The 14,555-nt window shown below is 71.7% G+C and carries 11 protein-coding genes; 4 read left to right on the top strand and 7 right to left on the bottom strand.

Annotated features, from left to right (window positions below; translation table 11 throughout):
- Nucleotides 1-155: 155 nt before the first annotated feature.
- The 4 genes from NBX02_RS08005 to NBX02_RS07990 form a co-directional block, all read right to left on the bottom strand.
- Complete coding sequence (locus NBX02_RS08005; protein WP_250285343.1) at nucleotides 156-1,268, bottom strand: ATP-binding protein; 1,113 nt, start codon at nucleotides 1,266-1,268, stop codon at nucleotides 156-158.
- An 82-nt stretch (nucleotides 1,269-1,350) separates the two neighbouring features.
- Nucleotides 1,351-2,748, bottom strand: a complete 1,398-nt coding sequence (locus NBX02_RS08000; protein WP_445548316.1) for a VWA domain-containing protein — start codon at nucleotides 2,746-2,748, stop codon at nucleotides 1,351-1,353.
- A gap of 47 nt (nucleotides 2,749-2,795) precedes the next feature.
- A complete protein-coding gene (locus NBX02_RS07995) occupies nucleotides 2,796-4,256 on the bottom strand; it encodes a hypothetical protein (protein ID WP_250290680.1) in 1,461 nt (486 codons plus the stop codon).
- A complete protein-coding gene (locus NBX02_RS07990) occupies nucleotides 4,257-4,757 on the bottom strand; it encodes a hypothetical protein (RefSeq protein WP_250290678.1) in 501 nt (166 codons plus the stop codon).
- A gap of 613 nt (nucleotides 4,758-5,370) precedes the next feature.
- Between NBX02_RS07990 and NBX02_RS07985 the strand changes: the two genes are divergently transcribed.
- Complete coding sequence (locus NBX02_RS07985; RefSeq protein WP_250285339.1) at nucleotides 5,371-5,550, top strand: hypothetical protein; 180 nt, start codon at nucleotides 5,371-5,373, stop codon at nucleotides 5,548-5,550.
- Nucleotides 5,551-6,062: 512 nt separating this feature from the next.
- Here the strand turns inward: NBX02_RS07985 and NBX02_RS07980 are convergent.
- Nucleotides 6,063-7,367, bottom strand: a complete 1,305-nt coding sequence (locus NBX02_RS07980) for a nucleotide sugar dehydrogenase (RefSeq protein WP_250285344.1) — start codon at nucleotides 7,365-7,367, stop codon at nucleotides 6,063-6,065.
- A gap of 349 nt (nucleotides 7,368-7,716) precedes the next feature.
- Between NBX02_RS07980 and NBX02_RS07975 the strand changes: the two genes are divergently transcribed.
- Together NBX02_RS07975 and NBX02_RS07970 are read left to right on the top strand one after the other, a co-directional pair.
- A complete protein-coding gene (locus NBX02_RS07975; protein ID WP_250290676.1) occupies nucleotides 7,717-8,817 on the top strand; it encodes a glycosyl transferase in 1,101 nt (366 codons plus the stop codon).
- Between the two features lie 50 nt (nucleotides 8,818-8,867).
- Nucleotides 8,868-9,686 carry an arsenate reductase/protein-tyrosine-phosphatase family protein gene (locus NBX02_RS07970; protein WP_250290674.1) on the top strand — a complete coding sequence of 273 codons (819 nt, stop codon included), beginning with the start codon at nucleotides 8,868-8,870 and terminating at the stop codon, nucleotides 9,684-9,686.
- Nucleotides 9,687-9,895: 209 nt separating this feature from the next.
- Here the strand turns inward: NBX02_RS07970 and NBX02_RS07965 are convergent, their stop codons facing one another.
- On the bottom strand, nucleotides 9,896-11,848 hold the full coding sequence (locus NBX02_RS07965; protein ID WP_250285336.1) for an EAL domain-containing protein: 1,953 nt from the start codon (nucleotides 11,846-11,848) through the stop codon (nucleotides 9,896-9,898).
- 299 nt (nucleotides 11,849-12,147) lie between these two features.
- A complete protein-coding gene (gene wecB / locus NBX02_RS07960; protein WP_250290672.1) occupies nucleotides 12,148-13,335 on the bottom strand; it encodes a non-hydrolyzing UDP-N-acetylglucosamine 2-epimerase in 1,188 nt (395 codons plus the stop codon).
- Between the two features lie 490 nt (nucleotides 13,336-13,825).
- Here wecB and NBX02_RS07955 point away from each other — a divergent pair.
- The coding region (locus NBX02_RS07955; protein WP_445548315.1) for a glycosyltransferase family 4 protein at nucleotides 13,826-14,555 on the top strand (730 nt) is incomplete at its 3' end.

The raw sequence follows: 14,555 nt of genomic DNA, 5'->3' as shown, positions 1-14,555 counted from the left end.
GTCCAGGCCCGCCGCCACGGTGCCGTCCGCCGCGGGCCCACCTGGCACGCCCGCGAGCGCGTCACCGGCCAGCGCGACGCCGGCCGGTCCGTCGTCGGCCGGCCCGTCGTCGGCGAGGGTGCTCATGGCGTCCCGGCTCCTCTCCGTCGCCATGCTCAGGACAGGACGGCGATCGCCTGGCGCCCGCCCTCGAGAAACTCGGGCCACAGGCCGCCGTCCTTCCTGCCCCGTGGCTCGACCACGCCGTGCAGGTACCTGTTGAGGATGGCGAGGTCCTCGGGGCTGCGCCGGGCGAGGGAGCCGACCAGTGAGCTCGCCAGCGTGCCGGCGTGCAGCCGCTTCTCGCCGAAGAACTGGCTGTGCAGGATCGCGTCCTCCAGGACGCCGATCTGCTCGGCCGTGGACAGCGCCGACTCGAGCTTCTCGTCGTCGCTGGTCGCCGACGCGGCAGCGGTGCGCAGGTCGGCGAAGCTCTGCAGCAGGATGTCGAGCAGGGTCGGCGGGACGTCGAGCTCGATCTGGTGGCGGCGCAGCAGCTCGGCGGTGCGGAACCGGACGATGTCCGCCTCGCTGCGTCTGTTCGTCACCACGGGGATCCGGACGAAGTTGAAGCGCCGCTTGAGCGCCGAGCTCAGGTCGTTGACGCCCCGGTCCCGGCTGTTGGCCGTCGCGATGACCGAGAAGCCGGGTCTGGCGAACACGACGTTGTCGTTGTCCAGCTCGGGGATGGACACGTACTTCTCGGAGAGGATCGAGATCAGCGCGTCCTGGACGTCGCTGGTCGAGCGGGTCAGCTCCTCGAAGCGGCCGATGACGCCACGCTCCATCGCCGTCATGATCGGCGACGGGATCATCGACTCGCGGGACTGCCCCTGGGCGATCACCATCGAGACGTTCCACGAGTACTTGATGTGGTCCTCGGTGGTACCGGCGGTGCCCTGCACGACCAGCGTCGAGTCGCGACTGATGGCGGCGGCGAGCAGTTCGGCGAGCCAGCTCTTGCCGGTCCCCGGGTCGCCGATGAGCAGCAGGCCGCGGTCGGAGGCGAGGGTGACGACGGCGCGTTCGACCAGGCTGGCGTCGCCGAACCACTTCTGGTCGACCTGGCGGCCCAGCTTGTCGGACTTCTGGGAGCCGAGCACGAACAGCCGGACCATGCGCGGGCTCAGCCGCCACGAGTAGGGCTTCGGCCCGTCGTCGACGGACTCCAGCCAGTCCAGCTCGTCGGCGTACTTGACCTCGGCGGGGGCACGCAGCATCTCGGTCATCGAGGTTCTCCTGCGGTGTCGGCTTGCGGGGGAAGAGGGGTCGGGAAGACGCCGGCGCACGGGGTGGCGGCGCCGGCCGTCCTCAGGTCAGGAAGTTCTTCAGCTCGACGACGAGCTTGCGGATGTGGCCGGAGATGACCGGCGTCCCCAGGTCCTTGAAGCGCTGCCGGAACCAGGGGTTCACGCTCGCCTGGCCGGAGCTGTTCACGGACCCGACCGGGATGAACTTCGCGCCCGAGCGGTGGATCGCCTCGAACGAGGCGAACAGCTGCTCGACGTGGGACTCGTAGTAGTCCGAGATCCACACCAGCACCGTGTTGCGCGGATCGGTGATCTTCGGACGGGCGAGCGTCATCGCGGCCGTGCCGTCGGTGCCGCCGCCGAGGCGGGTGCGCAGCAGGACCTCGAACGGGTCGTGCACCCAGGGGGTGAGATCGAGCGCGCGGGTGTCGTAGGCGACGAGGTGGACGTCCACCCTGGGCAGCCCGGCGAAGATCGACGCCAGGATGGTGCAGTTCACCATCGCGTCGACCATCGAGCCCGACTGGTCGACGACCACGATCAGCCGGGCCGGCGTGGTGCGCCGCGCGGTCTGCCGGTAGTACAGCCGGTCGACGTAGAGGCGCTGGTCCTCGGCGTTCCAGTTGGGCAGGTTCTTCCAGATCGTGCGGTCGATGTCGAGGTTGCGGAACACCCGCTTCGGCGGCACGGAGCGGTCGATCGTCCCGACGCTCGCCTTCTCCACCTGGGTGCGCAGCACCTCGGCCACCTCGTCGACGAACCGGCGGATCAGCGCCTTCGCGTTGGCGAGCGCGACGCCGGACAGGTTGTGCTTGTCGCGCAGCAGCTGCTCGACCAGCGACATGCTCGGGGTGAGCCGGCTGGCGAGCGCGTTGTTCGCCAGCACCTCGCGCAGACGCATGCGGCGCACCAGATCGGCCTCGACGTCGGCGAGCGTGCCGTTCAGCTCGAAGCCGTCGCCGGCGCCCGTTCCCGCGCCGGCCCCCGGCCCGAGCGCCCGCCGCAGCCACTCCGCGTCGGACTGCCAGCCGGACAGCTGGGTCGCCGACACGCTGCCCGCCCCGGTCGCGAACACGTTGAGCAGCAGCTTGGAGACCAGCGCGGCGCGCCGCACCTCGTCCATTCCGACCCCTGTGCCCGCTCCGGCCTCCGCGCCAGCCCCGTCCGAGTCGTCCACGACCTCGTCGTTCGCGGTCTCGCTGTTCGCGGTCTCGTTGCCCTGGCCCAGCAGGCCCAGCAGATCGGCGGCGAGCGTGGGGAAGCGCTGCACGACGGTGTCGACGGAGACGGCCGGGTCCAGGAGAACGGCCGGCAGGTCGAGATCGTCGACGATCGCCAGGCTCGCCGACTCCAGCGCGAGCTGCTCGTCCACGGCGAAGATCCGGGAAAGCAGCCGCCAGTACAGGACCTGGCGCCGGTTCTCGGCGACCGTGTCGAACGAGCCGGCCTCTCCCGCCAGGGTCTGCCGGGTCTGCCGGACCTGCCGGGTCACGTTCGTGGATGTGGTCACTTGCGCAGCAGCCTTCCGGCGCGTTCACGCAGGACGGCCACCGTGTCGCCGTTCCTGGCGTGCGCCTTCGCGATCTTCGGATCGGTGACCCCGAGGGCCCAGTCACCGGCGTGCGCCGCCGTCGGCTTACGCCTGACCACGGCCTGGGCCGCGAGCGGGCGCAGCCGCCAGGCGCCGCCGTCCCAGCGCAGCAGCCCGAGGCAGGCGGACGAGACGGCCAGCAGCTCGGGAGTGAGCGGGCCGTGGCTCGCCGCCGGGTTCGCGGCGACCGGGCTGACGTCGACGTCGAGTACGGCCCCGTCCAGGTCGAGCGTGACCGTCCGCCGCTCGGCGTCGAACGCGGCCGCGTAGTCCTCCACGAGCACCGGCTCGGCGATCCGGACGGGGTGGCGGTCCAGCGGCACCGCGGCCGGCGCGACCGCCCCCGCGAGCAGGACCCGGGCGGTCACGAACGGATCCGCCGCGTCGGCGAGCCGCGCCGCGTCCTCCCGCCACAGCAGATCGCCGCCCTCGAGCAGCGCCATCTCGACGATCTCGACCGCGCGGTGCTCGGCGAGCGCGCCCAGCAGGACCGGGTAGGCGCTCAGCAGGTGCCACAGCGCAGGCCCGACGATCGTGTCCACCTTCGCGGCGCTCACCCCGGCACGCACCAGCCGCGGCGGCGCGTCCGCGCCGCCGGTGGCCTCGAGGATCCCGTGCACCTGGACCCGGACAGCGGTGTCGTGCTCGGCGATCTCGGCGCCGAGCACGAGCAGCCGACCGGACACCCGCTCCGCCGTGTCCGCGTCCGGTGTCCAGCCGCCTCGCCAGGCGAGCAGTTGGGCGCGCGTCCACAGGTCGCCCCAGCGCCGGACCGGGAGCCGCGCCGCGGCCCCCACCGGGCAGGAGGCCCGCAGCTCGGTGGCCAGGCCGTCGACGAGCACCGCCAGCCGGCGCAGGCCCGCCTCGGTCCACGCGGCCTCGCGCGCCCGGGAACTCGACGAGACCAGCTCGTCGTCGACGCCGCGCCAGCCGGTGATCGCCAGCTCGCGCAGCCACGACCGGCAGCCGGCAAGCGCACCGTTGCCCGCCGGCCCGGACGCGCCGGCCGCCGGCGGCCCGTTCCCCTCCGGCCCGGCATCCCAGGTCAGCCGGTCTCGACCGAGCGCCGCGTCGAAGCCCGTGAGCAGCGCGTCGTGCGCGGCGCCGAGGAGGGCGGCACGGGCGCCGGCCAACGCCACCAGCGCGTCGTCGCCGGCCGAGCCGACAACGATCTTCTCCACGGCCTCCGCGGCCCGCGGGCCGAGCGGGGTCGCCGCCACCGCGCCCGCCAGGGCCTCGAGCGCGTCGACGGCCGACGGGCCCAGCCGGCCGAGGCCGTCGGCCAGGGCGTCGTCGAACCCGTCCACCACCGTGAGGGCCGCTTCGACGCCCGCGGGCGCGGACCCGGTCAGCGCACCCAGCTGCGTCGCGCGCATCTACAGCACCGCCCGTTCCGCCGGGAACCAGTCGAGCTCGGGAACGGGCCCGGCGACGTCGGGCCGCTCCAGGTAGCCGAGATGTCGTAGGAAGCCGCTGAAGACGGTCGCCGCGGGCTGCTTCTCCTGCTGCCCGCTCAGGCCGGCGATCAGGTCGGCGGCCGACGCCGCGCCGTCGCCGACGTCGGCGCGCAGGTAGCGCGCGACCCGGCCTGCCCCGTACTGGAGCACCGCCGCGTCGACGAGCGTCTGGAGGTGCTTGCACATCGCCCAGGTGTTGAGCCCGCCGCAGGGCCGGTTGTTGTTCGTGCTGCAGTAGTACGCGTGCGTCCCGGCGGCGATCGACGAGACGTACACCCGCTCGATGTCCGAGCCGCTCGACACGACCCCCTGCAGCCGCCCGTCGGTCAGCTCGACGAAAGGCACCTTCGCCAGCGCCCGGGGCGGGACGGGCGCCCCGACCCGCCCTGTGCTGCGCCGTTCCTCGTGACCCGTCGCCACCGCTCATCGACCTCCGTCGCTCGACCGGCCATCACCGACCGGTCGCTGCCGATCAGCCCGGTCTGCCCGCTGTTGTATCGCGGGGGTCCGACAGTTCTAACCGGGGCGATCAGGACAGATCGGAATGGGCCATACGGCGACCCGGAGCAACCACGTGCCAGTGTGCGACCAGAGCCGGGACGGCAGCCCGCGGATACCTTCCGCCCACATCAACATCCGCGGTGCCGTCCCACCAGGAACGGCGACGAACCGCACGCGAGGCTGCCATGGACGAACTGGTAGCCCTCTCCGAGGAGTTCGACGGCTACCGCGCGACCGACAGGCCCTATCGTCGCACGGAAGCGCCATGACCTTCGCCGCGCTGCTCGACACGTGCGTCCTGTTCCCCATGCACCTGCGCGACAGCCTGTTACGCCTCGCGATCACCAACCTCTACCGTCCGCTGTGGTCGCCACACATCCTGCGGGAGCTCCAGGACGCACTCGTCCGCGAGGGTTCGGCGTCACCGGAGGCAAAACGTATAGTCATCCACAATGGGGCACGCGGCCCGCAAGGCACTCACCGACTCCCACCTACGGCTCCGTGCACGTCTACATCGGGGTAGAGTGCATGTGTGGAGATCTATGGTGTGGTCGTCCCAGAGCCGCACGAAGTTGTGGACGAAGCTCCACCGGACGTAGTCGCTGCTGTTGCGGAGGCTGACGAGACGACAGACGACGCCATCGTCTGTATGAGCTTCCAGGCGTTCGACGATCTGTTGAGCGAGTTTGTCGAGCACCCGCAAGCCAGCTAACCCCGGAAAATGTTCAGCGGCACGGAGCAGTTACCGTGCTCAACATGCCCACCTTCCAGCCGGAGAGCCGGTTTCTCGCCGAGTTCCACCGACTCAGCGCTGCGGATCAGGCTGCGTTCCGACGTGCGGTGGTGCTGTTCCACGAAGGGCTGGTTGCTGGGCGGTTCCATCCCTCACTACGCGTAAAGAGCTACCAGTCTCTCCCGGGTGTCAACGAGATGACGTGGGCACGTAACGGCCGCGCCCTGTGGCGCTATGGGCTACCTGTGCGGCCTGGGCATGCTCACGTAATCTGGCTACGGATCGGGACACACGATATATACAAGCGATAGAAGCGCACTCCCACAAACCATCGTTGACCGCTCCGCTAAAAGCATAATAATCATATTATTTGATTGTGTTTGCAAGGCTCCAGTCAGGTGGATCGGTGGCCGGGTGGTGTCCGGAGGGCTGCCGGACACCACCCGGATTTGGTGGCTGTCCGTTGGCGGGCTGGCCGTCGTCGGGTTGGGTCAGAGGAGTTCGATCTCGGCGGTGGCGGGTGGCGCGGCGTCGTGGTGGCCGGAGCGCTGGGTGGGCAGCCAGCAGCGGGTGTCGAGGACGGCGCGGGCGCGGCGGGCCACCAACTCCCGGGAGAACGCGTCGTGGTCGACCAGGACGACCACGAGGTCGGCGGCGGCGACCTCCTCGGCGTCCGCCTCGACCAGGGCGACACCCGACGGCAGGCAGGAGGCGTCGACGTGCGGGTCCGCGGCCCGCACGTGCGCGCCGAGCCCGGCGAGCAGCGTGGCGACCCGCACCGCCGAGGACTCCCGGGCGTCACCGGTGTTCTTCTTGTAGGCCAGCCCGAGCAGCAGGATGCGGCTGCCGTTGACCGCGCTGCGCCGGCGGTTGAGCATCTCCAGGACCCGGCGCACGACATGGTCGGGCATGTGGTCGTTGACGTCGTTGGCGAGCTCGACGAAACGGAAGCTGCGCCCGAGGCTGCGCCGTACCCGCCACGACAGGTAGGAGGGGTCGATGGGCAGGCAGTGCCCGCCGACCCCGGGGCCGGGGGTGAAGCGCAGGAAGCCGAACGGCTTGGTGGACGCCGCCTCGATCGCCTCCCACACGTCGACCCCGAGCTCGTGGGCGAACATCGCCAGCTCGTTCACCAGGGCGATGTTGACGTGGCGGAAGGTGTTCTCCAGCAGCTTGGTCAGCTCGGCGGTGCGGACCGAGGCCACCGGCACGGTCGTCTCGACGATCGAGTCGTAGAACGCCCGCACGGCCCGCAGGGACCGCTCGTCGACGCCGGAGACCACCTTCGGGGTGTTGACCAGGTTCCAGCTCGGGTTGCCGGGGTCGATCCGCTCGGGCGAGTAGCCGAGGAAGAACGACTCCCCGGCGGCGAGCCCCGAGGCCTCCTCCAGCAGCGGCCCGAACAGTTCGTCGGTGGTGCCGGGGTAGGTCGTGGACTCCAGGATCACGGTGGCTCCCCGCCGCAGTAACGGCCCGAGGCTGCGCCCGGAGCTCTCGATGTAGGAAAGGTCCGGGATGCCTTCACGCAGCGGGGTCGGGACGGTCACCACCGCGACGTCGAACTCGGACGCGTCCTGATAGCTCGATGACGCCCGGTAGCGGCCGCTGTCGATGGCCTCGGCGACGACCAGGCTCGGGATGTCCTCCACGTAGGACTCACCGTTGCTCAGCCGTTTGACCCGCCCCTCGTCCACCTCGATCCCGACCACGGACCAGCCGGCCTCGACGGCCCGCATCGCCAGGGGCAGACCCACGTAGCCCTGACCTACCACGACGAGCTTTCCGTAATTAGTCATAAGCATAGCGTGACATACCGAACCGCCGCCAAAGCGGAAGCATGGCCCGTGTCGCACCACAAGCCGAAGATCGACACCAGGTGACGCCCGGCGGGCATCCGGCCCGAACCCCGTGGACGGCGACACGACACCAGCGGCGACACGACACGACACGACACCGGCGGCGATGTCGGACGCGACACGACGAACGCCTATCCACACTAGTAGTAGTGTCTCTACTACTTAATGTAGCCATCTTTCGATCTTCGACCGGAGCCGGATCCCACCGGCCACCAGCGGCACGGCCATGACCGCTCCGTGCCGGCGGCGGCGAAGAACCCTCCCGGACCATCCCAAGGCGGTGGACGACGTGGTGCTTTCGGCAGTCATCGCACTTCTGATCACCGCGGTCACGACGCCGGCCGTGATCGCGGGCATGCGACATCTGGCCGTCATGGACACCGTGACCGAACGATCGTCACACCTGGTGCCCACCTGCCGGGGCGGCGGGGTGGCCATCGCTCTCGGCCTGTTCGCCGGCATGCTGGTACCCATCGTCGACCCGGCCGTGGACGCCCCCGCCGAGCTGTTCACCGTGGTGGTGGCCGCATCGCTGTTCGGCCTGCTCGGCCTCGCCGAGGACACCCACGGCGTGGCCGCGCTCCGCCGGCTCGGCCTGCAGATGGTCGCGGCAGCACTGACGATCATCGCCTGGGTCGCCGTGGCACCGCCCGACCTGCCGGTCGCCATCATCCCGCTGGCCGCCTGCGCGGCGCTGGTGTGGATCGCCGGCTTCACCAACGCCTTCAACTTCATGGACGGGATCAACGGCATCTCGTCGGCCCAGACCCTGCTGACCGGCGTGGCCTTCGCTGTCATCGGGCACCGCAGCGGCCTGGACTTCCTCACTTACGGCGGAGCCATGGCGGCCGGGGCCGCGCTCGGCTTCGGCCCCTACAACTTCCCGCGGGCAAGGATCTTTCTCGGTGACGTGGGCAGCTACGCCCTCGGCGCGCTGATCGCCGTGCTGGCGCTGCTGGCCGTCGCGCACGGTGTGCGGCCCGACGCCGTCGTCGCCCCGCTGCTGGTCTACCTCGCGGACACCTCCTGCACGCTGCTGCGGCGGGTGCGCTCCGGCCAGCTCTGGTACGCGCCGCACCGCGGCCACGTGTACCAGTTGCTCACCGTCGCGGGCTGGTCGCACACCCGCGCGACGCTCGTGGTCTCCTCGGTCACCGCGGCGACCGCCGGCCTCGGCATCGTGATCTACAGTGCCGACGTGGCGGCGCGGGTGGCCGCCGGCATCGCCGCCGTCCTGCTCGTCCGGATGTATCTGCTGCTTCCCCGCTACCTCGACGGCAGGCGGCGACAGCCCCGGCCCGGTGCCGCCGCGCCCGGCCGGCACCGGGCCACGAACCCGAAGATGAGCGGACACGGCGAAGCCCTGCACAACACCACCCCCGCGGTGTGACAGCCCCGGACGGCAACAGCCACAATGATCACAAGAATCCCCGCGCCGCGATGACAGCCGCCCACACGCCCGGCACACCCGGCACGCCTGGCACGGGTGGGCCCGCCGGCCCCGCGGCGCCATGGCACATCCTGATCGTGTGCACGGGGAACCTGTGCCGATCGCCGATGGCCCAGTACCTCGCCGCCGCGCTGTTACAGGAGGCGCTGGGTACCGCCGCCGCACCCGGGGTGACCGTCACCAGCGCCGGTACCAGCGCACGTGACGGCACGCCCATCCACCCGCACGCCGCGTCCGTCCTGGCCGGACGTGGTCTCGACCCGCGTGCTTTCACCACCCGCCGCCTGCACGCCGGGCTGCTCGACAGCGCCGATCTGGTGCTGTGCGCGGAGCGCGGGCATCGCGCGGCCGCCGTGACGACCGCGCCGAAGACCGTCAGCCGTGCCTTCACCCTGCGGGAGTTCGCCCGGGTGACCGCCGGGCTCACGCCCGCCGACATCAGCCCGGACACCGCCGCCTGCCTGGGCGGGGCTCGCTACCTGGGCGGGGCCCGTGCGGCCGCCGCTCCCCCCGGCCGGGGGCCGGTCCGCTCACACGACTCGGCCAGCGACGGCACGCCAGCCGCTGCCGTGGGCCGTGGACCACTGCCCCCGGCCTCGGAGACGATCCGGATGTGTGGCCAGGCCCTCATCTCCCGCGCGTTGGCCCGCCGCGGCCTCCGCCGCCCCGCGGCTCCCGCTGACGACGACATCCCCGACCCGATCGGATCGCCGGTCGAGACGTTCCGGGTGTGCGCCGACCAGATCGGCGAGGCGCTGGCCCAGCCGCTGGAGCTGCTGGCCCGCGCCGCGAGCGGCATCGCCCGATGATGCGGACAGCGCGGCAGACGGCGTCCGCAACCGTCCACACCGAGCGTGGCTCGGATCAGGCCAGATCCGGACCCAGCCTGATCCGGCCCTGCTGGTCGTTGAGGCCGCTTTTTCGGCCGGTGAACGTTACCCGACGACAAACAGGCAGCGATCTTCCCTAGCGACCGGCGCCCGCCCACGGGTACCGTCGTCCGCATAGTTACTTGTGGTTACATAACTGGTGTTCTGGACGACGGCATCGGTAATGGTTGTGTCTGCGGCAACGACAGCGGTTGCGACGGCGGCAGCCCTCGCGACAGCGGCGGTTGCGAGGGCACCGGCTCCACCGGCGACGCTGGCACCAGCGGCACCGATGATGGTGGCGCGGACGGCGATACCGGCGCCGGCCGGGACGGATGGGCCTGCTGGGGTGGGCGGGTCTGCTGGGTCCACTGCCGCAGCCAGGGGAGAACCTGCTCGCCGGCCATGGGCGGCGAGATGAAGTAGCCCTGCGCCTCGTCGCATCCCCAGGCCGCCAGCAGCGCCCATGACCTGGCCGTCTCGACGCCTTCGGCGACCATCCGCAGGCGCAGGGTGTGCGCCAGCGCGAGTGTCGACCGGACGATCTCCCCGGCCGCGGGGCTGCGCTCGACGTCCCGCAGGAAGGCCCGGTCGAGCTTGAGCTCGTCCGCGGGCAGATCCCGCAGGTAGGCCAGGGAGCAGTAGCCACTGCCGTAGTCGTCGAGGCTGACCCGCACCCCGAGCGCGCGCAGCCGGACGAGGGTGTGCTGCGCACGCTCCCGCTGCGTCATCAGGGAATCCTCGGTGATCTCCACGCAGAGCGCGGACGGGGAGACGCCCGCCGCGCCAAGGGCTTCGTGCACACCGGGGACGAAACCGGGGTCGACGATCACGGGCGCGGGCACGTTCACCGACACCGACAGCCGAGCGCCGGCGGCGTGCCAGCGTGCGCAGTCCGCGAGCGCCCTGGTGAGGATCTGCCTGGTCAGGGCGGGCATCAGGCCGGCGGCCTGGATGTCGGGGAGGAAGGTGTCGGGCGTGCGGATCCCGTCGACGGGATGCCGCCAGCGCACCAGCGTCTCCATCCCGGTGATACGGCCGGTGCGCAGGTCGGCCTTGGGCTGGTAGTACGGCTCGATCTCCCCGTTGCGCAGGGCGGTGCGCAGCTCGGCGCGCAGCCGCAGCCGGGCCGGACCGGGCCGGGCGCAGCTCGGGTCGTACACCCGGTGGCCCGCGGACGACTTCTTCGCCTCGCCCAGGGCGGAGGTGGCGTTGCGCAGGAGCTCGGGCACGTCCCGGCCGTGATCGGGAGCGATCGCGATGCCGATGCTCGCCTCGACCGGTACCGGCGTGCCGGCGAGCGTGCACGGCTCCCGCAGGACGTCGCGGACACCGGCCGCCGCGGCCTGGGCCCGCTCGGCGCCCACGTCGCGCAGCAGCAGGGCGAACTCGTCCCCGCCGATCCTTGCCACCAGGTTGCCGGCGCGTCCCAGCCGGCGGACCCGCCGGCCCACCTCGATCAGCAGCCGGTCGCCCTGTTCGTGGCCGAGGCTGCTGTTGACCTCTCGGAAACGGTCAATGTTGATCAGCAGTAACGCGCCGGAAGCGGGGGCGGGCCGCCCCGCCTCCTCCGGCCCCCGGTCCGGCCCCACGTCCTGGCCCTGGCCCTGGTCCGGGTCCCGGCAGCGCACCGGGCAGCCGTCGGAATGATCCCCGAACAACCGCGCGGCCTGGCCGAGAAACCCGTGTCGATTGGCGAGCCCGGTCAGTTCGTCGGTGCCCGCGAACCCGCCGGCACGATTCCCGCGCGAGCGGCGCAACAACAGCATGGCCGCCACAATCACGATCAGTATCAGCGGACATACCGAGATTATCAGCCACAAACCGGCCCCTGTGCGCAGAACCGTCCAACACGTCAACGATGTCGAGGCCACCGTCCAGCCGGCCAGAACCGTCACGACGACCCGCGGCCGGACCGGACGCGCCAGCGCGGCGTGCACGAACGGCCGCTGCCGCCACGCCGGGCCGGTGACACGGCCGGGCAGGCGGCCGACCGGATCCGCGACCGGGCGGACCGGCCGGCGGGACAGCCGGTCCGGCGTGGCACGTCCGTCCGGGGCCCGGCGGCGGATCCACCGCTCGGGCACGGGCAACGTCACCATCGGGCCGATGGTCCGCTGGCGGGATTCTGGTTGGCACGGCCACTGATGTCTACAGGCATCGATTCCCCTGAAATCCGGACTTGGGCGCTCTTGGCAGGCGGTCCGAGAGTAACGCGTCGGACTCGCCCGGTATGGACGAACTGCCGTTTCCGGAACGGGGCTATTCAGCCTCCCACCAGGCATTTCACAGCTATTTCAACGGCCGTCGGACCCGGTCGGCCAGCGGCGCCCACGGTGTGGTCTGCCGGAGAGGTCACAGCGTGGTCCGCGTGATACGCGGTACGCGGTACGCGGTACGTTCACCCACCCTGGGCGGTGGCGCCGCGCGGGGCCGCTCCCGCGGGAGCGACGGCCGCGGGAGCAACGCCCGCGGGAGCGACGGCCCGAGCGGCGATGTCGGTCGGCCGGCGGCCGCGGCCGCCGTAGTCGCCCGCGAGCAGGATCTCGGCGATCCGCTCGCCGGCGCGGCCGTCCCACAGCGCGGGCCGCCGTGGCCGCGGCGGGTAGGCGAGCACCTCGGCCGCCACCGCCACGATCCGTTCGGGATCGGTACCGATGACCTGATTGGTACCTTCGGTAACAGTAACTTCACGTTCTGTATTGTCACGCAATGTCAGGCATGGGACGCCCAGGACCGTCGTCTCCTCCTGGACCCCGCCCGAGTCCGTCAGGACGACCCGGGCGCCGGCCTGCAGGGCGAGGAAGTCGAGATAACCGGCGGGCGGGAGCGTGGCCACCCCCGCCGGCAGCCGCCCCTCGACCCGAGCCCTGGTCCGGGGGTGCAGGGGGAACACCAGGGGGCACCGCTCGGCGACTTTCCCGAGCGCCTCGAGCAGCCCCGACAGGACGTCCGGGTCGTCGACGTTGGACGGGCGGTGCAGGGTCACCAGCCCGTACCCGCCGGCGCGCAGCCCGAGCCGGGACAGGACCGGCCGGGCCCGCGCGCGCTCGATGTTCGCCAACAGGGTGTCGACCATGACGTTGCCGACGAGATGCACCTGGTCGGGCCGGTAGCCCTCCTGGCGGAGGTTGCCGGCGGCGTCCGGCGAGGTGGCGAACAGCAGGTCGGAGACCCGGTCGGCCACCACCCGGTTGACCTCCTCGGGCATGGACCAGTCCCGGCTGCGCAGCCCGGCCTCGACGTGCGCCAGCGGGATGCCGGACTTGGCCGTGACCAGCGCGCAGGCGAGCGTGGAGTTGACGTCGCCGACCACCACGACGACGTCCGGGCGGACGGCGGCGAGCAGCGGCTCGAAGGCCGTCATGACCCCGGCGGTCTGGCCGGCGTGGCTGCCCGAGCCGGCGGCGAGGAAGTGGTCGGGGGCCCGCAGGCCGAGCTCGTCGAAGAACACCCCGCTCATCGCGGCGTCGTAGTGCTGGCCGGTGTGCACGAGCGTGGTGACGGCGCCACGCGCCACGGCCGCGGCCAGGACCGGCGCGACCTTCATGAAGTTGGGCCGGGCACCGGCGACGAAGAGGACATGCACGAGGGGACTCCCTGCTCGAAGCGTCAGACCGGCCGCCAGCCCGGCTGGTGGCCCTACCGCCGGCCCGACCACTGGCCCGGCTGTGACCACCGCATCCAACGCTGGCCGGCGCCGTTGCCCGCAGGTCCCTTTACCCACGGGAGCCACTGCCTACGGGATCCGGAGCTGCTGCCTACGGGATCCAGCAGACCACCAGATGTGATTACTTCAGGTGACCATATCGGCGCCACACCGGACGTGTACATACGGATCGTATCCGTTCGACTACGATAAGCTCTGTCACGCTGACTGCACGTTTTCCCCGCTATCTCGTACTCACTCGCACCCGGGAGCCAACCGTGAACTTCGCCCGCATCGCGTGCGCAGCGCCGAGGTGGCTGCGGTGACCGGATCAGCAGGACCGGCGGGACCGGCGGGACCGGCAGGACCGGCAGGAGCAGCGGGACCAGCGGAACCGCCGGGAGCGGCCGGGACGGCCGGCCGGCGGCCGCTGCGGGTGCTCCTGATCACCCACTACTTCCCGCCCGAGGTGGGCGCCCCGCAGGCACGTCTCGCCGAGACAGCCCGGGCCTGGGCGGCGGACGGCCTCGACGTCACGGTCCTGACCGGGATGCCCAACCACCCCACCGGCGTCGTGCCGCCGGAGTACCGCGGCGCGTGGCAGCGGATCGAGCGACGCGACGGCTACCGGGTGATACGGACCTGGCTGTACGCCACCCCGAACGAGGGGATCGTCCGCCGGACCCTGTCGCACCTGTCGTTCACCGTGACCAGCGTGCTGCTCGGCGGGCGGGCGGCGGGAGCGGCCGACGTGGTGGTCGTCTCGTCCCCGACCTTCTTCCCACTCGGCTCGGCGTGGCTGCTGGCCCGGCTGCGGCGCGCGCGCCTGGTGGTCGAGGTCCGCGACCTGTGGCCGGCGATCTTCGTGCAGCTCGGCGTACTGCGCGACCGTCGGGTCATAGCCGCGCTCGAACGGCTGGAGATGGCCGCCTACCGGGCCGCCGACGCCGTCGTCACCGTGACCGACGGCTTCCGGGACGACATCGTCGGGCGCGGCATCCCCGCCGACAAGGTCCACACGATCCACAACGGCGCCGACCTGAGCCGGTTCAGCCCAGCCCCCCCGGCGGCTCCACCAGCACCGGCCCCGCCGGCCCCGCCGGCGCTGGTGGAGCCGCCGGCCCCGCCAGCCGCGGCGGAACCGCCGGTGGCAGCGGAGC

It is taken from the genome of Protofrankia sp. CiP1_Cm_nod1, from assembly GCF_920888515.1.
Taxonomy (GTDB): Bacteria; Actinomycetota; Actinomycetes; order Frankiales; family Frankiaceae; genus Protofrankia.
This window is presented reverse-complemented; position numbering and strand designations above follow the sequence as displayed.